The following is a 20,845-nucleotide window of genomic DNA, read 5'->3' on the forward strand; positions in this document are numbered from 1 at the left end:
TGATCTACGCAACCTTCAGTTGCGCCCCCGTACGTCGAACTGGCTGCGGTTGGTGATCAGTTTGGTCAACAGCATCACCAGGATTCGCTGTTCGGGTTCGGTGAGCGCGCTGGCCCATGCGTTCTCCCGTTCGTTCTGTTCGGCGAACGCCGCGACCATCTCGTCGTGCCCCAGCGCGGTCAGGGCGAGGCGCACCGAACGTCCGTCCTTCTCGTCGGGCGTGCTGGCGAGCAGGCCGCCGGAGATGAGTGTCTTGGACAGGTTCGACACGGCGGCGCGGCTCATGCCGGTCAATTCGGCTGCTCGTCGCGGCTCGATCGGGCCGGCGAGCCACGTGACGAACATCAGCCGAAACGACGACCACGACCAGCCTCGCGGGCGATGAACCGTCGACTCGAGGTCGTACGTGACAATGTTCGACGCTCGGTTCAGTGTCAGCAGAACCTCGGTGGCCAGCTGATGCTCGAACCCGTACTCCCGGGCCAGTGTGGTGTTGGCGGTGTCGATGAACGACCAGAAATCGGGCTCGGGTGCGTCGGTCACGGATTCACTGTAGCCACGAACTCATCTGATCAACACCTTTACTACTCACGCAGCGAGATTCGTGTCCCACCGAGGAGGGGCCATGATGGACTCATGAGCTCGAAGAACCTGTTCGGTGGCCCTCGCACCCTGCTGATCGTGGCAGCAGTGGTCATCGTGATCGCACTCGTCGCTGCCGCCGCGACACTGATCGTGCGCGCCGTGCTCGGACCGCCCGAGGGCGAGAACAAGTTCGAGATCCAGGGCTACTCCGTCGTGCAGGTCGATCCGCAGGTCAGCGACCTCGCGCTCGCCACACGCTAGCCGACTCCGCGGCGACCCGAGGGTCGTGTGTCTGCTGAAAGTTTCGCCCTCCGCGGGCGAATGTGCGTAGCGTCGCGGCGGGTACCTCGAGTTCTGGAACGGGCTCGCCGATCCACGCGCAGTCCCGCACGAAGGTCATGTTCGACGCCACCGCGTCGGCGCTGTGATCTTCCCGCAGTGGGCCGGAGATTCGGCCGAGGAAGTACTCGCCGTGCTCGGTTCGCGTCCAGACGAAAGATCCGTCCGCGACCTGCTCGAAACGCTCGACCCGTCGTAGCGAGCGTTCGTCGTCGGCCGACATGCCGCAGAGTCCGTAGGTGAGGGCACGCTCGACGCCATTCGGCATCGGGGCGCGGTAGACATCCGGCATACAGCCGAGCCTAGGACCCGAGGGGTCTACATACCGCTTGGTCCGTTGCAGGATGTTCTCGAACAGCGGACGAATTCGACGAAATGGGGAGCATCGCGTTTTCGAGAAATAGAGTCCTTCGCCTCGTGGCGGCACCATTGGTGGCGGGAGCCCTGACGCTGGGGTCGGCGGGCATCGCGTCGGCCGCAACCACCACGGAGCTCAGGCCGGTACAGGCATTCGTCTTCTTGCAACACGGCGTCAGTTTCGGGTCGGGGCCGGTCGAGGCAACGGCGACGGTGATCGAGGCAGGGGAGGTCACGGTGACGACAGTGAGCAAGATTTCTGGTGCGGGTGACATGGGCTCGTCAGCGGTCGGCCTGCTGCCGGTTCCGGTGGCCGTGGTGTGGACGAACATCGACAACGGCCGATCCGGTTCGGCGGGTGGGATATCGACCGAGCCGATCACTCTCGCTACCGGTGCGGGCCGTGTCGATCTCACGATCACGACGGACACGCCCAACCTTCCCGGTGGTGGCCGCGTCGTCGTGGAGTAGCCGTGTCCTCGGCGTGGAGCACTGACGTGAGCGTCCACAATTCGCTCTCACAAACGGGAAAAGGTATTTCAGCACTAATAGTGGGCGCTGAGGTCACCCACAGTGTGGTTCGGTCCAGACCGGCTGGTCCGATGTTGTCGTGATTGGACTCGAGTGGTAAGTTGAAGGTTCAACTTGAGCACTCGAAGGACCGATCATGACATCTGTCGTCAACCCGCCGATCGCGGGCGCAGCGTTCGACGCATTTCTCGCCGATACCGCACCCGCGAGCCGATCCCAGCAGATGTGGACCCCGAACGACGGTCCGATGCCTGCCCTCTACATCAGCCACGGTGCACCCCCGGTGTTCGACGACGCGCTCTGGATGAACGAACTCTTCACCTGGTCGCAGTCGATGCCCAAGCCGAAGGCGATCCTGATCGTCAGCGCACACTGGGAAGAGGCCCCGTTGAGCCTGTCCGCGACGGCTGCGGCGACACCACTCGTCTACGACTTCGGTGGATTTGCCCAGCGTTACTACTCGATGGAATACCGGACTCCCGACGCTCAGGCGCTGGCTGCACGGGTGGCCGCGGCCATTCCGGCGTCGGAGAACCTGCATCGGCACACCGCGCGCGGACTCGATCACGGTGCCTGGGTGCCGCTGAAGGTCATGTATCCCTACGCCGATGTCCCGGTTCTGCAATTGAGCCTGCCGACGCACGCCCCCGATCGGCTGATGGCGATAGGCGCTGCGCTGAAGGAACTTCGGGCCGAGGGTGTGTTGGTCATCGGTTCCGGGTTCATGACCCACGGACTGCCGTTCCTGTCCCGGGAGAATTTCGCTACGAACACCGTGCCGACGTGGTCCGAGGACTTCGACCTCTGGGCTGCCGACGCCTTGTCTCGCGGTGACGTCGGGACTCTCGCCGACTTCCGCAGTGCCGCACCGGGAATGCCGTACGCGCACCCCACTGTCGAACATTTCACGCCGTTGTTCGTCACCCTCGGTGCCGCCGAGAATCCGGAAGCTCCGGTGACGACGGCCATCACCGGCTTCCAGTTCGGTTTGGCGAAGCGATCTTTCGCCGTCGCGTGACGAACGGGAACTACTCCGTGCAATTGGGCTCGATTCAGTTCTGAATCTTTTTCGGTTCGGGGATTGTTATCCACGCCACTTCGCTCTACAGTTCTGAGCACCATCTCGGACATCGGTGTCCAAGATTGTCGGATGCGCTGTACGAAATGTCGCCGGGCGCGCGTCCTGTGGACCCCGTTGTCCGGCGCGAAGGAGTACAGCCGTGTCTTCTGCCCGATCTTGGACGCTGCGGGTAGCGATCGGTGTGGCGACCGTAGCCGCCGCCGTTGCCGCTACGACCAGCCCCGCTTCCGCTGCACCCGATTCCAGCGGTCCGGCCGGTGTGGAGGTTCAGCCGCCTCTGCCGCCGCTCACGTGGCCGAAGATTCCCGAGTTCGACACCGACTTCTACCTTCCTTCCGCCGACGTGGTGGCAGCGGCCGCGCCGGGCCAGATCATCGCCGCACGGCCCGTCGAGCTGGCTACTCTCAACGTGATTCCCACGCAGGTCGACGCCTGGCAATTGTCGTTCCGGTCCAACAACGGGCGCGACGAGCCGATTGCCGCCGTGACCACGGTCATCAAGCCGCGGGGAGTGCCTGCGGCACCGCGTCCGTTGATCTCCATCCAGGTAGCCGAGGATTCTCTCGCGGCCTACTGCGCTCCGTCGTACGCGATGCGAGCGGGTGCCATCCCCTGGCCGGTGACCGGCGCGGTGACGTCGGGCGCTCAATTCCTCGAAGTGCAGGCGGCGTTGGCGCAAGGATGGGCGGTGTCGGTACCCGATCATCAAGGCCCGAACAATTCGTTCGCCGCCGGGCCGGTCGCCGGTCGGATCACACTCGACGGCATCCGAGCTGCCGAGAATTTCGCGCCGATGCAGTTGGCCGGGGAGGCCACCAAGGTGGGGATGAGCGGCTACTCCGGTGGCGCGATCGCCACCGGGCATGCAGCAGAACTGGCCGAAAACTACGCCCCTGAGCTCGATATCGTCGGAGTCACCGAGGGCGGCACCCCGGCCGAACTCGGGGCATTGGTCGACAACGCGAACAACACCCTGGGATCGGGCATCGTCGCCGCCGGCATCATCGGTGCCAGCCGCGAGAGTCCCGAGTTGGCCGCCTTCATCGACGAACACGTCGACCCGTTCGGTAGAACGTTGTTCGCGGCCAAGGACAACCTTTGTGTCGGCTACTCGTCGGCGCTGCTGCCGTTCGTCAACCTGAAAGGCTTGCTGCACACCGACGGCGACCCGATCCAGCAACCGGTGGTGAAGAAGGCCCTGTCCGCGATGCAGCTCGGCCGCACCACTCCGAACATGCCGCTCTACGTCTACCATTCCAACCCGGACTGGCTGGTGCCGATCGGGCCGGTCAACGCGATGGTCGAGTCGTACTGCAGCCGTCTGGGTGCCGACGTCACGTACACCCGCGATCATTTCAGTGAGCACATCAGCTTGGAGCTGATCGCTTTTCCGAGTGCGGTGTTGTGGATGCGCGACCGATTTGCCGGTGTTCCGGTGGAACCGGGTTGCCGGACGAACGATGTCGGCTCGATGGCGCTCGACACGCGTGCACACCCGACGTTCGTCGCGGCCGTCGGCGAGATAATCGCCGGATTGTTCGGGAAGCCGATCGGGTCGTGATGGAACCGATCAGCGGGGCTGCGAGCGGTGCGTCGCCTGTAGACTCCCTCGGTGACTGTCGCCGATGATCAGGGCCGCATCTACGCCGGACGATCCTCCGCTGTTCGGAAAGCCGATCGACGAGCTCGGTTCTTGCACGCGGCTATCGAGGTCATCGGGGGACGCGGGTACGCCGCCACCTCGGTGGCGGACATCTGCGCCGCGGCCGGCCTCGCGCGCAGTCAGTTCTACAGTGAGTTCGCCAACCGTGAGGCGCTGCTCGTGGACGTCTACGACCTGATCCAAGACGACGCGCTGGCCGCCGTCGTCGCCGCACTCGACGAGCAGGTCGACCGCGACCGTCGCTCTCTGGTCGTCGCAGCGATGACGGCCCTGGTCGGATCGATCGGTGGTGACCCACGTCGGGCGCGCATCTCTTATCTGGAGATGCTGGGTGTCAGCGATGCCGTCGAACAGCATCGGACGCGCCGTCGTGCGCAGTGGGTGGAGTTCTTCGAGAACACCCTGCGCTCGGAAGTCGGTTCCGATTTCGTTCCCCCGGGTGGATACCGCTTGGCCGCAACGGCATTCCTCGGTGCGCTCACCGAGATCGTCTCCGACTGGTCCCGCACTGCTCCGCCTCGTCCACCTATCGAGCAGATCGTGGACACGATGGTTGCCGTCCTGGCAGCGTTCGTTCCGGACCTGAACTGAACTGCAGCCGGCCGCGCAATACAGTGGACCGATGACAGACGCCACCGGTCCGCTCGCAGGCCTCGTGGTCGCGGACTTCTCTCGTGTGCTCGCCGGACCGTACGCGACGATGATGCTCGGCGACATGGGCGCAGACGTGATCAAGATCGAGCGGCCCGGCAGCGGCGACGACACCCGATTGTGGGGTCCGCCGTACGATTCTGCCGGTACCGCAACGTATTTCAACTCGGTCAATCGGAACAAGACGTCTCGGTTCATCGACCTGCAGTCCGAGAGCGGTGTGGCCGAGGCCCGTGAGATCGTCGCGGGCGCAGACATCGTGATCGAGAACTTCCGCGCCGGAACGATGGACCGGCTCGGTCTCGGCTATTCGGCTGTCGCGCAGACGAACCCTGGCCTGATCTACTGCTCGATCACCGGTTTCGGTACCGGCGGCGGTGCTGCTCTTCCTGGATACGATCTGGTGGTCCAAGCCGTCGGCGGGCTGATGAGCGTCACCGGCCCCGACGCATCCACGCCGACGAAAGTGGGCGTGGCGATGGTCGATATCGTCACCGGTCTGCACGCGCTGAGCGGAATCCTTGCCGCACTGCATCATCGATCGAACACCGGTGCGGGTCAGCGGGTGCACACCTCGCTGATGGCGTCGGTACTGTCCGCACTCAGCAACCAGTCGGCGGCATACCTCGGGGCCGGGGTCGTACCGGTTCCCATGGGCAACAAGCATCCGTCGTTGGTGCCGTACGAGGTGTTCGAGACCGCCGATCGACCGCTCGCGTTGGCCGTGGGCAACGATCGGCAATTTCAGGCGCTGGTCGACGTGCTGGGTACCCCGGATCTGGCTGCGGATCAACGCTTCTCGTCCAATTCTGCTCGCGTCGAACATCGAGATCAGTTGGTCGACCTGCTCAACACGGCGTTGCAGACGCGTACTGCGGACGACTGGTATCGAGAACTGATGGCGCGGCACGTTCCCGCCGGGCCGGTCAATTCCATCGAGGAGGCATTCGCGTTCGCGGAATCGTTGGGTCTCGAACCACGCATCGGGGTTCCAGGGGCAGTGGCCGAGGGCGTCCGAAATCCGGTGGATTTCTCGGCGACCCCGGTGAACTACCGGCTGCCACCTCCGCCGGCCGGCTGAGCCCGCGCGTGGTGGTCCTGCAACTTGTGCTCCACTCCCGGGCTCGAGTCGGCGAATCCCCGGTATGCAACCTCTTCAGTGGAGCAATAGTTGCAGCGGCAGTAACTCGCTGCGCTAGTTCAGCGCCCACTTCACCGACACGGACACGCTGACGGTTTGCTGTCCCGGTTCGATGGGCACTGCCGTGTCGAACGAAGCGGAGTCGCGAAAGCTCGTCGGCTGCTCCTGACCGGTGATCGACTCGGTGATCGACAGAACGTCACCGAGTTCGCCGCCTGCGAGCGACGCATACTGCTCGGCGCGATCGCGGGCGTCGGCGAACGCCCTGGACCGGGCATCGGTGATCAGCTCGGAATCGTCGTCGATCTTGAACGAGACCCCGGAGATTCGGGTCGCGTTGCCACCGGCGGAGGTGGCGTCGCCCAGGACTGCAGACGCCTTCGACAGGTCGCGCACCGTGACCTGCAAGGTGTTGGTGGCCTGATATCCGGAGATGGCCGAGGTGCCGCCCGGCAGTGCTCCGGAGTACTGCGGATCGATCGACACCTGCTGCGTCTGAATGTCCTCGCGCGCGACGCCGGCAGCAATCACTGCGTCGGTCACCTCGGTAACCGCAGCATTGGCCTGTTCGATGGCGGCAGTGACGTCCTCGGCTGTGGCCTGAACGCCGATCTGAGTCGTCAACGTGTCCGGTGCGCCCTGGACTTCGCCCACTCCGTTGACGTTCACTCCGGGAGGTCCGTCCGGGGACGTGGTCGCCGGACTGCTGCAGCCCGCGGTCAGGGCCACGGCCAACACCAGGGCCGATGCGCACGATCCGATCGTCCATCGATTTCGGTTCACCGCCGTAGTGTCCACCATTGCAGGTGAATTGGGAAGGCTCAGGGCTTGAGATACTCGGCGTTGAATGTCACGGTCACTTCGTCTGCCACCTTCATGGCTCCGAACATCTGCGAATACGGCGTGATCTTGTAATCCGTTTGACGCACAGTAGTTTCGGAACCGATCTGCCATCTGTCGCCGGAGTCGGTGACGTCCACGTCCACGGTGATCTCCTTCGAGACCCCGTGTATCTCGGCGGTACCCGCCAAGCGAAATCCGGAGGCAATGGCAGTGATCTCCTCCGAACGAAATCGAATTGTCGGGTACCGGTTGGCATCGAAGGTCTTGAGTGCGTTGGCTTTTGCGACGATCCTCTCCGGCCCGACCAGCGGTGTCAGTCCGCCCTCGCCGTGGATCACCTCGAGTGAGCCGACCTCGGCGGTCAGTGACACCGCGGTGGGGGCGTCCCCGGACCACTCGACCGTCGCGGTCCAGGAGGTCACCGCAATCGTGAGTCGATGCCCCATCTTGGATGCCCTCCCGGTGACATCCGTCCGAACAGCCAGCTGCCCGCCGTCCGATGCGTCGAAAGCCCAGGTCTCGGTGGTCATCTTCGCGACTGTAGACGCGCGGCGGCCCGGCAGCTCACCGAAGCCGACAATGGAGGCTTAGTGTGAAGGAATGTTCTCCAATTCTCCTCGAACATTCGTCGCCGACGCCCTCCGCGGCTTCGTGGCCGCCACCGACGACGTCACCTGGCACGCCGATCCCGGATTTCTCACCCGTCGCTATCGCATCTCCGACGGTCAAGTCGCGCTGCTGTCCGGTGGCGGATCGGGCCACGAGCCGATGCATGCCGGATTCATCGGTCGCGGCATGCTCACCGGCGCGTGCCCCGGCCTGGTGTTCACGTCACCGAACGCCCTCCAAGTACACGAGGCATCCAAGGCCGTGGACTCCGGCGGCGGAGTGGTGCACATCGTGAAGAACTACACCGGCGACGTGATGAACTTCAAGATCGCCCGAGAGTTGTTGCAGGAAGACGGTATTGCGGCCGATGTCGTTCTCGTCGACGACGACGTGGCCAGCGAGAGCGAGGACGGCCCGGGTCGCCGTGGCACTGCCGCGACCATCGTCGTCGAAAAGGTGTGCGGCGCAGCGGCAGAACGTGGCGACAGCCTGCAGGCGGTGGTCGCGCTGGGGCGTCGAACAGCGGAGAACGCGCGCAGTATGGCGGTCGCATTGAACCCGCCGACGCTACCGGGTGCCGACGGGCCGTCGTTCGAACTGCCCAAGGAGGAAATCGAACTCGGCATCGGTATCCACGGTGAGCGCGGCACCGACCGGGTGTCCCGGCTGCCTGCTCAGGCGGTCGTCGAGAAGCTGACCGAGCCCATCGTGAGCTCGCTCGGATTGAACTCGGGCGAATCGGTGATCGCCATCGTCAACGGGCTCGGCGCAACGCACCCGCTCGAACTGCATCTGCTGTTCGGGGAACTCTCGGAGTACCTCGCGGGTAAGGGCATCGAGATAACCCGCTCACTCGTCGGAAGTTTTGTCACCGCGCTCAACATGGGCGGAGCGTCCATCACTCTGGTGCGCGCCGACGACGAGATGCTCGAACTCTGGGACGCCCCCACCGATGCGCCCGGTTGGCCCAACGCGCAGAGCCAAGGTGCGAAACCGGTGGGCGAGCGCGGCGCATTCGGGCCGACGTTCTCGCCGTCCGACACCGGAGAGAAGTCGGCATTCGTCTCGGAGTGGATCGGGTCGTGGGCCCAGCGGGTACTCGACGAGGAGCCCGCTCTGACCGAATTGGATCGTAAGGCGGGCGACGGCGACTTCGGTACCAACATGGTGGCCGCACTGGAACAACTCGACCTCGACGCGATCAAGGAAACCTATTCGGCAGCAACGGTATTCGAAGCCGTGAGCGAGGCCTACCTCGGCCATGCAGGCGGTACGTCCGGTGCACTGTTCGGCATCTGGTTCCGCCAGTTCTACCGAACGATGCTCGAATCCGAGCCATCTGCCGCGGCTGTCGCAGCGGCCGCGCGGGCCGGACTGGACAGCATCACCGAACTCGGTGGAGCCCGCGTGGGCGACAAGACGATGATCGACGCCATTGCCCCGGCTGTCGACGCGCTCGAGAAAGACAGCGGCACCCTGCAGGATGCCGCCGACGCCGCGAAGACCGGAGCCGAATCGACCAAGGACATCACCGCCAACCGCGGCCGCGCCAGCTATGTCGGTGAGGCCGCGCGAGGCGTCGTCGACCCCGGTGCGTTGGTCATGGCCTGGTTCTTCGAGGCGGCAGCAGGCTCTACTCCAGCAAACCCGGGTCGTTCCGCAGGCTCTACTCCAGCGAGCTGAGGAACACCGCCGCGATCGCTTCGAGGCCGGCCTGATCGTCGGCGTCGAAGCGATCGGGTATCGGGCTGTCCAGATCGAATACACCGATCAGTTTCTCGCCCTGGTACAGCGGAACGACGACCTCGGAGCGAGTGTTGGCATCGCACGCGATGTGGCCGGGGAAGGCATGAACGTCGGCCACTCGCTGTGTCTCGCGGGTGGTCGCGGCAGCGCCGCAGACCCCTTTGCTCAGCGCGATGCGAACGCAGGCAGGCTGGCCCTGGAACGGGCCGACCACCAGTTCGGTGCCGTCGAACAGGTAGAAGCCGACCCAATTGACCTCGGGCAGAGCGTGATAGACCAACGCAGAAAGATTGGCGGCGTTGGCGATCAGGTTGGATTCCTCGTAGACGAGGCCCCTGGCCTGCTCGGCGAGCTGCTGGTACTGCTCGACCTTGGACCCGTTCAGTGCTGTCGCGGTGAAGGACATGCGCCGAGTCTAAGCGCACACCCCAGCACCACCAGATACGCCGACATCCCACCCACCTGCACCCGCTGAGCGATACCGAGGCCGTGATCGCCGGGAAGGTTGTCGGCGATCAACAGCCACGCCGTGGCCAGGGCCGTGATGGCCAGTACCGCGACACCGAGCGTCCGAAGCAGGGGATAGGCCCCATAACGGAGTGCGGCGAGCGTGAACGCGATCATGAACGTGAAAATCGCGAACACCGCGATGGTGCTCGTCAGGGCATGAAGATGATGAAGCTGGGGGAACAACCCGCTGGGCTCGATCGGACAGCTCGGATCGTCGGCGGCCACACACTCGAGTGGCAGTTTCGCGTCGGCGATGGTGGCGATACCGAAGATGCCCGACGCCACCCAGCCGGTGACGACGAGCCGTCGGCGAGGGCTGACGAGGAAACCGAGCACGGCGGCGAGGATCATCAGCGAACCCGTGACCACGTCTGCAGTGGAGAAGAATTCGCGGTACGGCTGATCGCGGGCATCGAGTTCGCTGAGGAAGGATCGAGCCGGGTCGAGCCCGGTATCGAGGAAGAATTCGGCCACCCACGCGGAGTACAGCAACCCGGCGAGGATCAGAAACACCACCGCGATTACTCGGCGGATATCCACACCTTCGGTTTTCGAGCGCACCGACCAAGGCTAACCAGTGAGCTCGTCGGCAGCTGCCACCGCCAGCGCGACGGCGGAGTCGCAGTCGTCCGCCATGACGGACAGCTCGGGAACCGTGCGGGCGTAACGCGCGGCTGAGTCGTCGTTACCGGGCAGGCCGAGAACGGGGTTGCCCAACACGATGTCGGCCGAACACACCGAATCCGAGTCGCGAGTCTCGACGGTGTAACCGCCCTGCCGGATCTTCTCGCGATCTGTCGAACGCAAGTCGCTGTCGTCGTAGGTGAGCGCGACGTCGAGCAGTACCAGGTTGTCCTCGAACGTCGCAGACGACGCCTCGAAGTGGCAGCCGTACGGATCCGCGGCAGGGTTCCACCGGTCGACCGTCCAGGTCTCGGGCAGATGCTCCAGAACGCTGCACGGATCCTTCGTGGCCAACGGAAGGTTGTACCTGGAATCGGCACGTAGTGGGGGATCGCTCACGAGGCCGAGTGCGGTCTCGGTAACGGATTTCGCTGCACTGCAGGCGTCCCCGTCAGCAAGATAGACGTCGATCGTGGCGAAACTACGACCGGATTCGGTGAGAACATCGTCCATGGGCCCGGAGGTGGTGCCGTCGAACTCGTCGCGAAGCGGGAAGCTGACGCGACACGTCCCTCGGGAGGCGTCGTCGAGGTACACCTGTTCGCCGTCGATCGTGACTTGCTCGAAGTTCGGGTCGGCCGGCGTCGGCTGGTATCCGTTCAGCTTGATCGACACGGAGTCCGTGACGTCCGATCGCCCAGGGTTGACTTCTGCCGAGCAGCTACTCAGTTCGCCGTCCGGTCGGAGCTGCACCACGGTACCGAGGGCGGTGAGGTCGTCCTCGGTGAGGAAGCCGCAGGGATCGAGGCTGCGGACGAAGGCCGCCGAGTCGGCCAGATAGCGGTCTGCCTCCGACATCTCGAATCCGTACCGGTTCTGCCCCGCAGGCGACGCACTGCCGGCGGGGAATGCGCTGCCGAGCAACACCACCGCGCATCCACTGGTCGATACCGACATCGCCGCTGCCATCGCCGCAAGCACCCAACTTTTACGCACTGTCCTCATCCCCCGACTCGAATCGACCGATCATCAGGTTGGACGCGCGGGGAGTGCTGTGGGTTTCAGTCGGTCACTATCGGATCTGCAGCAAGATCACCGACGACGCGTTGGGCGGCGACGACCGGGTCCTCGTGTTCCCAGATCCGCACGACGCGCCAGCCTTCCTCGATCAGGCGGGTGTCGGTGTCGCGGTCGCGGGCCACGTTGGCAGCCAGCTTGTCGGCCCACCACTGGGCGTTGTTGCGGGGTTTCGTCGCGTGGACGGGGCAACTGTGCCAGAAGCAGCCGTCGACGTAGACCGCCACCTTGCGACGGGGAAACACCAGATCTGCTCGACGCCGCATGCCCTTCAGCGGAGCGCGGTCGACGAAGTAGCGCAGTCCTCGTCGGTGCAACTCTCGCCGCAGCGCCACTTCCGGTTTGGTGTCGCGGCGACGCTGCTTACTGAGCCGTGCACTGGTTTTCGCGTCGGTGACGGGGCGTGTCACGCTCACACCGACACTCGTTTCGCGTACCCACCCATGCGCTCGAGGTGGGCGTCGAGGTCGTCGAGAAAGCCGTCGGCGAAGCGGAGGTTGCCGGCTCGTGCGCGCTTGAGGAACCCGGCCGTGGCTCGCGCCGACAGCAGGGTGGAGTCGTCCAGAAAGTCGATCAGGTCCTCGGGCGGTTCGTGCACCGGCATGGTCGACACGGTCACCTTGAAGCTCGCGCGGTCTCGGCCCCACGCGGCCGTCGGCCAGGCCTGACCGGGCAGCAACGCGGTGTCGCCTGCGACGTCGTAGGGCTTCGGGTCGTCGAGTGCGGCGGCGACCCACGACGCCATCCGCACACTGACGGCATTGCCGACGAGCTTCCAACGATGCCCGGTACGCACTCCGGCGCGCTCGACCGCAGGCAGCGTCCAGTCCGGATCGAACCCCTGCAGCCGCTCGGCCCCGATGATGCCGGGCGTGACGATCTCCCCGGACGGCAACCGCACGGCCGGCGGACTGGCGATGCCGAGGGAGGAACCGCCCTTGAGGGTGGGGACGGCGTTGACGGCCCAGCCCAGTCCGCGGGTGCCCTCGGTCCAGTAGAAGCCGCAGGGCGCAGTACTCGGATCGCCGTCGGGCAACGGCCCGGCATCCTGCGAGAACAGCACCTCACGCGGATCGTCGGTGCGCGAGGCCAGCATCACCACGCGCTGTCGACGCTGCGGCAACCCGAACGCACGGGCGTCGACGACGCGGTAGGCCCACATGTAGCCGAGGTCCTCTAGCGCGTCGGTGATGTGTCGCATCGCTGCGCCACGTCCGAGTTGCAGCATGAACGGCACGTTCTCCATCAACAGCCACCGCGGGCCGCGGCGACGTGAGACCAGCCGGAACACCTCGTCGACCAGCCCGGAGCGAGCCCCGGTGATGCCTGCGGTCCGTCCGGCCTGGGAGAGGTCCTGGCAGGGGAAGCCGGCAGCAACGAGCTCGGTGCCGGTGGGCAGGCTGCGCAGCGTGGTGACGTCGGTGTGCAGCGGAACGTTCGGCATGCGCGCCGACAGCACCGCGCCGGCACCCGGATCGATCTCGCACAACAGCTGCGTCGTCCACCCTGCCTCGGCCAACCCCAGCTCGAGCCCGCCGATACCGGCGAACAACCCGACCATCGACCGTGTGCTCACGTGTGCCCTTCTCTCGCCCGACGGGTTCACGTTACTCGAGACTCGGTGTGCTGAGCGTCGGTCGAACTTGACCTCGACCGTGCTCGAGGTTCCACACTGGAATGCAGGCCGCCGAAAATCGGTTGGAAACTGAGCCTGAGCAATGAAATCATTCGGGCACCGCAATAAGGAGAACAACACGTGTCCACGGGTGTGCTCGACCCCGAAGCCCCAACCGTCGTTGAGTCGAACCCGAATGCTTCGCGGACACCCACGTCGCTGCAGCGTTTCGCGCCGTTCCTGGCCCCGTACAAGTGGTTCTACATCGGCTCCATCGTGGTCTCGCTCATCGCGACCCTCACCGGCCTCGTCATTCCGCTGGTGATGCAACGCGTCATCGACGGGCCCATCGCCGACCGCAACTTTTCCGCGGTGTGGTGGCCCGCGGCGCTGATCCTGCTGCTCGGCACCATCGACGCGGCCGGCATCTGGGTGCGTCGATACCTGGTGTCACGACCGTCGAGCCAGTTCGAGATCAGCGCTCGGGCAACGGTATTCGACAAGCTGCAACGGCTGTCGGTCGCGGCGCACGAGAGCTGGGAATCGGGTCAGCTGCTCTCCCGTGCCATCGCCGATCTCGGGTCGCTGCGCCGGTTCATGGCGTTCATCGGCCCGTTCATCATCATCAACGCCGTCACGCTCGTCGTGGGTATCGGTGTATTGCTCGTTCAGGCATGGCAATTGGGTCTGATCATGCTGGTGACATCGGTTCCGCTGGTGATCGCCTGCACCAGGTTCGAGACGCTGTACCGCGTCGTCGCGCGTGATGCTCAAGACCAAGCCGGTGATGTGACGACAACGGTCGAGGAGTCCATTCAGGGCATCCGTGTTCTGAAGGCGTTCGGGCGAAGTGCGCACCTGGGCAAGCAGTTTCTGCGTCAGGCCTACACTCTTCGCGGCACCGAGCTGAAGAAGGTGCGCTATCTCGCGATCATCTGGGCGGTGATCGTCGGACTGCAGCCGATCACCATCGGCGCGATTCTGGCCGTGGGAACCTACTCGATCGTGCAGGGCACGATGACGGTCGGCACGCTCGTCGCTGCCATCGCCATCGTCACGTTCCTGCTGTGGCCGATCGAATCCTTCGGATACCTGCTGGCGGAGTTGAACAATGCGCGGACTGCGGCGGATCGTTACTGGGAGATCATCGACACCCCGGAGACCGTGACGGATCCGGACAACCCCGTCGAATTGCCCGACACGATCCGTGGCCGAGTGCAGTTCGACCGCGTCGGATTCACCTTTCCGGACGCGTCCTCGCCGCTGCTCACCGATGTCAGTTTCGTCGTCGAGCCGGGGGAGACCGTTGCGCTCGTCGGCAACACCGGCAGCGGAAAGACGGCACTGACGAACCTCGTTCCTCGTTTGTTCGACGCTACCGAGGGCACCATTTCGATCGACGGTATCGACGTGGCGTCGATGCGGCTGGCCGATCTGCGCTCGATCGTGTCGGTAGCGTTCGAGGACCCGGTGCTGTTCTCGGCCAGTGCGCGGGAGAACATCGCGCTCGGCTCTCCTGGCGCGTCCGATGCCGAGATCACCGAGGCGTTGGAGATTGCTCACGCAACGGAATTCGTCGACCGGCTGCCGTGGGGCCTGGCCACGCGCATCGGTGAGCAGGGCATGAGTTTGTCGGGCGGGCAGCGGCAGCGACTCGCACTGGCCCGTGCAGTGCTGGGCAAGCCCCGGGTGCTGGTGCTCGACGACCCGCTCTCGGCACTCGACGTGGACACCGAAGCGAAGGTGCAGAAGGAATTGCGGCGCGTGCTGGCCCATTCGACGACGTTGCTGGTGGCACACCGGCCGTCGACGGCGGCGTTGGCCGACCGGGTGCTGTATCTGGAGAACGGAAGAATTGTGGAGCAGGGAACGCACGAGGGACTGCTGGCGTCGTCGCCGCGGTACCGCGACGTGATGGGGTCGATCCATGGCTGAGCAGACCGCAACCGCGGACTGGCGGGGAGTGGGCGGCGAGGACTCGGAGGTGGACGCCACCGGAAACCTGGTGTTGGCCGGACGTTCTCGGCGGTTGCTCGCCTCGCTGGTGCGCCCGTACAAGAAGCAGGCCCTGCTGTCTTTCGTCATCATCCTGATCGACAACATCACCTATGTGGCCGGCCCGCTGTTCGTCGCCTACGCCCTCGACAACGGCGTCGGTGCTGCCGGACAAGGTGATTGGGGTCCGCTGCTGTGGGCCGTGGGCGGATACACCGGCTTCGGCCTGCTCGGAATGTTCACCACCTACGCGTTTCTCACCGTCTCGGGCCGACTCAGTCAGAACATTCTTTACGACCTGCGTGGACGCGTGTTCGACCACGCGCAGAAACTCAGTCTGTCGTTCCACGAGAAATACACGTCGGGACGGTTGATCTCGCGGTTGACCAGTGACGTGGAGTCGTTGCAGACACTGCTCGAAAGTGCGCTCAACGACGCGTTGACGGCCATCCTGTCGATGGTCTCGATCGCCGTCATCCTCGTGTATCTCGATGTTCCGATGGCGATGATCGTGCTCGCCGGCTTCGTACCGCTGGTGCTCGTCACCCGGTGGTCACAACGACGCCAACGCCAGGGATACCGTCGAACACGGGTGGCGATCGCACGTGTGGTGGTTCATTTCGTGGAGTCGATGGGCGGAATCCGTGCCGTACAGGTCTTTCGGCGTGAAGGTCGCAACGACGCGATCCTCGAGACCGAGGACTCGGAGTACCGAGACGCCACCACCGCGGCCCTGCGCGGCATGGCGAGCTACACCGGAATCGTCCGGTGGATCGGCAACGTCACTCTGGCGATCATCCTGGTGTTCGGTAGCTGGCGAGTGATCAACGGCCACATGGACGTCGGCGTGCTCGCCGCGTACGTGCTGTACCTTCGCCGGTTCTACGGCCCACTCGACGAGCTGGCGATGGTGTTCAACGCCTACCAGTCGGCCGCGGCTGCGCTGGAGAAGATCTCCGGCGTACTCGAGGAAGAGCCGTCGGTGGTTGCCCCGAAGAACCCGGTGTCGATCGGAACGGTGAAGGGAGACATCACGTTCGACGACGTGCACTTCTCCTACGGCACCGAGCGCGTCGTGCTGCCGGAGTTCTCGCTGCACGTGCCGGCGGGTCAGGTGGTTGCCATGGTCGGTGCGACCGGAGCCGGAAAGTCGACGTTGGCAAAGCTGTTGGCGCGCTTCTACGATCCGACCGCCGGATCCGTGCGACTCGACGGCATCGACATGCGCGACATCTCCGACGAGGACCTGCGCCGCAACGTCGTCATGGTGACACAGGAATCGTTCCTGTTCTCCGGCTCGGTGGCCGACAACATCCGCCTCGGACGTCCCGACGCGACGGACGCCGATGTCCGCGCTGCCGCCGAGGCCGTCGGACTGACCGAGTTCATCGCCTCGCTCCCCGAAGGGATCGATACCGACGTGCGTAAGCGCGGAGGCCGATTGTCCTCGGGCCAAAGGCAATTGGTGGCCTTTGCGAGGGTGTTCCTCGCTGCGCCGTCGGTGATCGTGCTCGACGAGGCGACGTCGAGTCTCGACATCCCGAGCGAGCGGTTGGTGCAGCGCGCACTCGAAACGATTCTGCAGGGCCGGACGGCGTTGATCATCGCGCACCGCTTGTCGACGGTGGCCATCGCGGACCGCGTCCTCGTCATGGCGGACGGCAACATCGTCGAGGACGGAACCCCGGCGGACCTCATTGCGGGAGAGGGCCGCTTCGCACACCTGCACGAGGCGTGGGAGGACTCGCTCGTCTAGGTCCAGGGGGTGATCGGCGGCTTGACCCACATGATCTTCTCGTCGGCGTGCTGGGGCGTCGCCCCGTCGTGACCCGGGTGCTCGGCCGCCCAGGCGGATTTGCGGTCGAGCAACTCGGCCACGATGGTCCACGTTTCCATCGTGCTCGGTGGATGCAGGTCCGCTGTGCGGGCCAGTTTTCGACGGGTGGCGTCGGGAAGATCGAGCAGTTCCGCGCCGCTGATGCCGCGCTCCCAGACGTAGCGCGCCAGAGCGGTCGCCTTGTCCTGTCGGCTCTTCGCGGCCTGCTCGGAATGCGCGAAATCGAACTGGCCGCCGCCTGGGTTCCCTGTCGTCACGGCCATCACCTTAGTAATCGTGAGCGAAATCGACAGGGCCCGGCCGCTGTAAGGCGTCGCACACGGTAGCGGGCCAGAAGTCGACGTCGACGGGGGTCGGCCGGGGTCGAGCGCAGCATGAACGGCCGGGTCGGTGCAAAGAAAAGTCGCGTCCGCTTGTTCTACAGGGGGCCCTGTCGCATACCGTAGGACTTGTGATCACTCAAGCATCGGGTGCAGAGCACGTCTCCGTTCCCGCAACCGCCACCACCGACGCGAAATCCTGGCCCTCGATCCTGACGTGGCGAGCGCACGACGTTCCCCGCATGGAGTCCGTGCGCGTCCAGCTTTCCGGCAACCGCATCAAAGCTGCCGGACGCATCATCGGTGCCGCCTGCAGTGATCATCCCGCGTTCAGTGCGTCGTACGACCTGGTGACCGACGAATACGGCGTCACCAAGAGGCTCTCGGTGCGCACCTCGCTCGCGTCGGGCGACCGGCAGGCCTCGGTCAGCCGCGACGACGAGGGCTACTGGATGGTGGAGAACTCCGCCAACCACCAGCGCTCGACCTACAGCGGTGCCCTCGACGTCGACATGGTGCTCAGCCCGTTCTTCAACACCCTGCCGATCCGACGATTCGGTCTGCACACCCAGGTCCAGGACCTCGAGGTGCCGACGGTCTACGTCAACCTTCTCGACCTGAGCATCCAGGAAGCGACGCTGACCTACAGCAGCGGCGCGCACGGCATCCACGTCATCTCGCCGGTCTCGACATCGTCGGTGACGGTCGACGCCGACGGGTTCGTCGTCGACTACCCGGGACTCGCCGAGCGGATCTGACGCACGACGCCGCCGCGTCGCCCCGCGTCCTGCAGGTTCTCTCGCCACCCCGGCTCGCCCGGGGTGACGTCGGTGATGTCGAATCGCTGATGCTGCTCGTACTGCAGTCGCGCCGCGTGTCCAGCGTCGACCAGCGTTTCGGTCGAGTTCTCGTTCAATTTTTCGCGCGCTGTGGTGAGCGCACGCAGCGCCTCGTCGAGCGCGTTTCGTAGCGCGGTCGCGTTGCCCTCGGTCATCGCACGGACGAGAGTCGGGGCCGAGGACGCCACCCGGGTGCCGTCGCGAAACGACCCCGCGGCGAGCCCGAGCGCCAACGGCCCACCCGCGGCCCCCACGATCGCCAACGCCTCGGCCAGCAGATGCGGTAGGTGCGAGATGCGGGCGACGGCGCTGTCGTGCTCGACGCTGCCGGCCGGAACGACCACCGAACCGCAGTCCAGGGCCAGCTGAGCCACCCGCACCCACACGTCCGCATCGACACCGGGGTCCGTGGACACCACCCACACCGCATCGATGAACAGTGCCGGGTCCGTCGCCGACCAGCCCGAATGATTGGTACCCGCCATCGGATGGCCGCCGACATAGCGGGCCTGTAGTCCGCGAGCAGCGACGGCCGCGGCAACCTCGGCCTTGACGCTCACCACGTCGGTGATCGGGGCGGCGGGTGCGTGCTCGGCGATGGCCTGCAGAACGGAGTCGACGGCAGGCATCGGAACGGCGATGACGATCAGCGCATCCTCTTCTGCAGCCCTGGTCAGAGCAGCTGTCAGATCGGTGCGGACGTCATAGCCATCGTCCGCAGCCCCGGCGATCGCGTCGGCTGATCGGTTCCAGCCCCACACCCGGCGACCGGCGTCGTGCGCCGCCCGCAGAATCGACCCACCGATCAGTCCCAGACCGAGAACGCACACCGAAGAAGAAGTCACCCGATCAGATTGGCACAGGTGGGTGACTTCCAAGGGAGGTGGACTTCGAATACCGGCACCTACCGGACTACCGTTGCGCACATGGCCGCACAGCGCGCGAACAACAACCGTGCCTCCGCATCGGAGTACGACGACCTCGAAGGATTCGGCGTTGCAGTTGTCCGAGAGGACGGCAAGTGGACCGTGACGCCACTGTCCGACGACGCACTGACCAGCCTGTCGGCAGCAGAGACCGAATTGCGTGAACTACGCAGCTCGGGAGCGGTGTTCGGACTGCTCGACGTGGACGAGGAATTCTTCGTCATCCTGCGTCCCGCACCCAACGGCACCCGCCTACTGCTGTCCGACGCGGTCGCCGCCGTCGACTACGAAATCGCCGCCGATGTCCTCGACGCACTCAACATCGAGATCCCCGACGTCGACCCCGACGAACTCGACGACATCGAACCCTACGAGGAAGGCGACCTCGCTCTCCTCGCCGACCTGGGCCTGCCCGAGGCAGTCCTGGGCATCATCGTCGCCGAGACCGACGACTACCCGGACGAACAACTGCAATCGATCGCCGAGCGGCTGGGCTTCGAGGACGAATTCGCCGCAGCGGTGAACAAGCTGCGGCGGTAACCGATGCCGCTGCCCGACGCGGACATGATCCGCGCAGCGCTGTCGGCCGCAGCCGAGGCCTCGGACGCCGACGTCCCCGTCGGAGCCGTCGTGTACGACGCGTCGGGACGTGAGATCGCGCGAGCCTGCAATGCGCGGGAGGCGTCGGGCGACCCCACTGCGCACGCCGAAGTGCTCGCATTACGTCGAGCAGCCGCCGTTCACGGAGATGGTTGGCGACTCGAAAACTGCACTGTGGCAGTCACTTTGGAACCCTGCACGATGTGCGCCGGTGCCCTCGTTGCGGCCCGCGTCGGCACCGTGGTGTTCGGAGCCTGGGAACCGAAAACCGGGGCCGTCGGCTCGCTGTGGGACGTCGTCCGAGACCGTCGACTCACCCACCGCCCACAGGTGCGCGGGGGAGTGTTGGAAGCCGAATGCGCCGAAGTGCTGACGCAGTTCTTCGCCCGCCAGAGATAACGATCTCGTCACGGGGTGGCCGGAATGTCCAACATTGGGGAGGGTGGAGGGCAGGGCGCAACGCTGCGCTCCGAACTTGCGAAGGAGACACTCATGGGACTCGACGACAAGATCTCGAACAAGACCGAAGACCTCGGCGGCAAGGCAAAAGAAGCCGCAGGTTCGGCAACCGGAGACAGGGACCTCGAAGCAGAGGGCAAGGGCGATCAGACCTCCGCCGCATTCAAAGACGGTGCCGAGAAGGTCAAGGACGCGGCCTCGAACATCAAGGACAAGCTCACCGGTAAGTAACTTTGCGCTCTGAGCAGGCGATTTAGCCTCAGGCGCTCATTCCGGTACAGTCTTCTGCGGTGGCGTGTCCGAGCGGCCTAAGGAGCACGCCTCGAAAGCGTGTGAGGGTTCACCCCCTCCGAGGGTTCAAATCCCTCCGCCACCGCCAAGAACTCCCCACCCGATCCGTCGGGTGGGGAGTTTTTTGTGCGCGGGGTGGGGTGGCTGGGTGTTGCCCGGCAAACGCGCGCGCATTCGTCAGATGCGTTCACATTCGCCACCGATTC

24 protein-coding genes and 1 tRNA gene are annotated in these 20,845 nt (G+C 65.1%); 14 read left to right on the top strand and 11 right to left on the bottom strand.

Features of this window, described 5'->3' with window-relative positions; translation table 11 throughout:
• Positions 1-15 precede the first annotated feature (15 nt).
• Positions 16-543 (bottom strand): MarR family winged helix-turn-helix transcriptional regulator, encoded by a 528-nt coding sequence (locus tag CH285_RS11665; protein WP_027494630.1) that lies wholly within the window; start codon positions 541-543, stop codon positions 16-18.
• A gap of 93 nt (positions 544-636) precedes the next feature.
• Here CH285_RS11665 and CH285_RS11670 point away from each other — a divergent pair, with 93 nt between their 5' ends.
• The gene (locus CH285_RS11670) at positions 637-846 is read left to right on the top strand and encodes a hypothetical protein (protein WP_032368666.1); all 210 of its coding nucleotides are present in this window, start codon (positions 637-639) and stop codon (positions 844-846) included.
• Here CH285_RS11670 and CH285_RS11675 read toward each other — a convergent pair.
• Complete coding sequence (locus tag CH285_RS11675; protein ID WP_032368665.1) at positions 818-1,216, bottom strand: hypothetical protein; 399 nt, start codon at positions 1,214-1,216, stop codon at positions 818-820. The genes CH285_RS11670 and CH285_RS11675 overlap by 29 nt on opposite strands.
• A 125-nt stretch (positions 1,217-1,341) precedes the next feature.
• Here CH285_RS11675 and CH285_RS11680 point away from each other — a divergent pair, with 125 nt between their 5' ends.
• From CH285_RS11680 to CH285_RS11700, 5 genes are all read left to right on the top strand, one after another.
• A complete protein-coding gene (locus tag CH285_RS11680; protein WP_032368664.1) occupies positions 1,342-1,752 on the top strand; it encodes a hypothetical protein in 411 nt (136 codons plus the stop codon).
• Between the two features lie 196 nt (positions 1,753-1,948).
• Positions 1,949-2,830 (top strand): dioxygenase family protein, encoded by an 882-nt coding sequence (locus CH285_RS11685; protein ID WP_032368663.1) that lies wholly within the window; start codon positions 1,949-1,951, stop codon positions 2,828-2,830.
• Between the two features lie 202 nt (positions 2,831-3,032).
• Positions 3,033-4,454, top strand: a complete 1,422-nt coding sequence (locus CH285_RS11690; RefSeq protein WP_032368662.1) for a lipase family protein — start codon at positions 3,033-3,035, stop codon at positions 4,452-4,454.
• Positions 4,455-4,505: 51 nt separating this feature from the next.
• Positions 4,506-5,147: a TetR/AcrR family transcriptional regulator gene (locus CH285_RS11695; protein ID WP_032368661.1), complete on the top strand. Its 642-nt coding sequence runs from the start codon at positions 4,506-4,508 to the stop codon at positions 5,145-5,147.
• 31 nt (positions 5,148-5,178) lie between these two features.
• Positions 5,179-6,288: a CaiB/BaiF CoA transferase family protein gene (locus tag CH285_RS11700; RefSeq protein ID WP_032368660.1), complete on the top strand. Its 1,110-nt coding sequence runs from the start codon at positions 5,179-5,181 to the stop codon at positions 6,286-6,288.
• Between the two features lie 114 nt (positions 6,289-6,402).
• Here the strand turns inward: CH285_RS11700 and CH285_RS11705 are convergent, their stop codons facing one another.
• Both CH285_RS11705 and CH285_RS11710 read right to left on the bottom strand, forming a co-directional pair.
• Positions 6,403-7,131 carry an SIMPL domain-containing protein gene (locus CH285_RS11705; protein ID WP_230592852.1) on the bottom strand — a complete coding sequence of 243 codons (729 nt, stop codon included), beginning with the start codon at positions 7,129-7,131 and terminating at the stop codon, positions 6,403-6,405.
• Positions 7,132-7,169: 38 nt separating this feature from the next.
• Complete coding sequence (locus tag CH285_RS11710; protein ID WP_032368659.1) at positions 7,170-7,721, bottom strand: YceI family protein; 552 nt, start codon at positions 7,719-7,721, stop codon at positions 7,170-7,172.
• Between the two features lie 70 nt (positions 7,722-7,791).
• On the opposite strand from CH285_RS11710, the gene dhaL reads away from it, so the two are divergent.
• Positions 7,792-9,483 carry a dihydroxyacetone kinase subunit DhaL gene (gene dhaL / locus CH285_RS11715; RefSeq protein ID WP_052068600.1) on the top strand — a complete coding sequence of 564 codons (1,692 nt, stop codon included), beginning with the start codon at positions 7,792-7,794 and terminating at the stop codon, positions 9,481-9,483.
• Here dhaL and CH285_RS11720 read toward each other — a convergent pair.
• From CH285_RS11720 to CH285_RS11740, 5 genes are read right to left on the bottom strand one after another with little or no spacing between them, the layout of a single operon-like run.
• Complete coding sequence (locus CH285_RS11720; RefSeq protein WP_032368658.1) at positions 9,467-9,952, bottom strand: GAF domain-containing protein; 486 nt, start codon at positions 9,950-9,952, stop codon at positions 9,467-9,469. The genes dhaL and CH285_RS11720 overlap by 17 nt on opposite strands.
• Entirely contained in the window at positions 9,928-10,617 is a 690-nt protein-coding gene (locus CH285_RS11725) for a DUF998 domain-containing protein (RefSeq protein ID WP_230592851.1), read from the bottom strand. Before CH285_RS11725 ends, CH285_RS11720 begins: the two co-directional genes overlap by 25 nt.
• A gap of 9 nt (positions 10,618-10,626) precedes the next feature.
• Positions 10,627-11,685, bottom strand: coding sequence for a hypothetical protein (locus CH285_RS11730; RefSeq protein ID WP_141214998.1), 1,059 nt, complete (start codon positions 11,683-11,685; stop codon positions 10,627-10,629).
• A 56-nt stretch (positions 11,686-11,741) separates the two neighbouring features.
• On the bottom strand, positions 11,742-12,167 hold the full coding sequence (locus CH285_RS11735; RefSeq protein ID WP_094644236.1) for a very short patch repair endonuclease: 426 nt from the start codon (positions 12,165-12,167) through the stop codon (positions 11,742-11,744).
• 2 nt (positions 12,168-12,169) lie between these two features.
• Positions 12,170-13,318, bottom strand: a complete 1,149-nt coding sequence (locus CH285_RS11740; RefSeq protein ID WP_176458581.1) for a DNA cytosine methyltransferase — start codon at positions 13,316-13,318, stop codon at positions 12,170-12,172.
• A gap of 195 nt (positions 13,319-13,513) precedes the next feature.
• Here CH285_RS11740 and CH285_RS11745 point away from each other — a divergent pair, with 195 nt between their 5' ends.
• Both CH285_RS11745 and CH285_RS11750 read left to right on the top strand, forming a co-directional pair.
• Positions 13,514-15,307, top strand: a complete 1,794-nt coding sequence (locus tag CH285_RS11745; RefSeq protein WP_094644195.1) for an ABC transporter ATP-binding protein — start codon at positions 13,514-13,516, stop codon at positions 15,305-15,307.
• Positions 15,300-17,123 carry an ABC transporter ATP-binding protein gene (locus CH285_RS11750; RefSeq protein ID WP_094644196.1) on the top strand — a complete coding sequence of 608 codons (1,824 nt, stop codon included), beginning with the start codon at positions 15,300-15,302 and terminating at the stop codon, positions 17,121-17,123. Before CH285_RS11745 ends, CH285_RS11750 begins: the two co-directional genes overlap by 8 nt.
• Here CH285_RS11750 and CH285_RS11755 read toward each other — a convergent pair.
• Positions 17,120-17,461: a hypothetical protein gene (locus tag CH285_RS11755; protein WP_230072857.1), complete on the bottom strand. Its 342-nt coding sequence runs from the start codon at positions 17,459-17,461 to the stop codon at positions 17,120-17,122. The genes CH285_RS11750 and CH285_RS11755 overlap by 4 nt on opposite strands.
• 305 nt (positions 17,462-17,766) lie before the next feature.
• Between CH285_RS11755 and CH285_RS11760 the strand changes: the two genes are divergently transcribed.
• On the top strand, positions 17,767-18,282 hold the full coding sequence (locus CH285_RS11760) for a putative glycolipid-binding domain-containing protein (protein WP_027494613.1): 516 nt from the start codon (positions 17,767-17,769) through the stop codon (positions 18,280-18,282).
• Here the strand turns inward: CH285_RS11760 and CH285_RS11765 are convergent.
• Positions 18,255-19,226 carry a prephenate dehydrogenase gene (locus CH285_RS11765; RefSeq protein WP_373454729.1) on the bottom strand — a complete coding sequence of 324 codons (972 nt, stop codon included), beginning with the start codon at positions 19,224-19,226 and terminating at the stop codon, positions 18,255-18,257. The genes CH285_RS11760 and CH285_RS11765 overlap by 28 nt on opposite strands.
• A gap of 63 nt (positions 19,227-19,289) precedes the next feature.
• On the opposite strand from CH285_RS11765, the gene CH285_RS11770 reads away from it, so the two are divergent.
• The 4 genes from CH285_RS11770 (at position 19,290) to CH285_RS11785 (ending at position 20,727) form a co-directional block, all read left to right on the top strand.
• Positions 19,290-19,829, top strand: coding sequence for a tRNA adenosine deaminase-associated protein (locus CH285_RS11770; RefSeq protein WP_027494611.1), 540 nt, complete (start codon positions 19,290-19,292; stop codon positions 19,827-19,829).
• 3 nt (positions 19,830-19,832) lie between these two features.
• Positions 19,833-20,288, top strand: coding sequence for a nucleoside deaminase (locus tag CH285_RS11775; RefSeq protein WP_094623070.1), 456 nt, complete (start codon positions 19,833-19,835; stop codon positions 20,286-20,288).
• A gap of 93 nt (positions 20,289-20,381) precedes the next feature.
• Positions 20,382-20,579, top strand: a complete 198-nt coding sequence (locus CH285_RS11780; RefSeq protein WP_027494609.1) for a CsbD family protein — start codon at positions 20,382-20,384, stop codon at positions 20,577-20,579.
• A 58-nt stretch (positions 20,580-20,637) separates the two neighbouring features.
• A tRNA-Ser gene (locus tag CH285_RS11785) sits at positions 20,638-20,727 on the top strand.
• The last annotated feature ends 118 nt before the right edge of the window (positions 20,728-20,845 follow it).

Source organism: Rhodococcus sp. 05-2256-B1 (assembly GCF_002258465.1).
Lineage (GTDB): Bacteria > Actinomycetota > Actinomycetes > Mycobacteriales > Mycobacteriaceae > Rhodococcoides > Rhodococcoides fascians.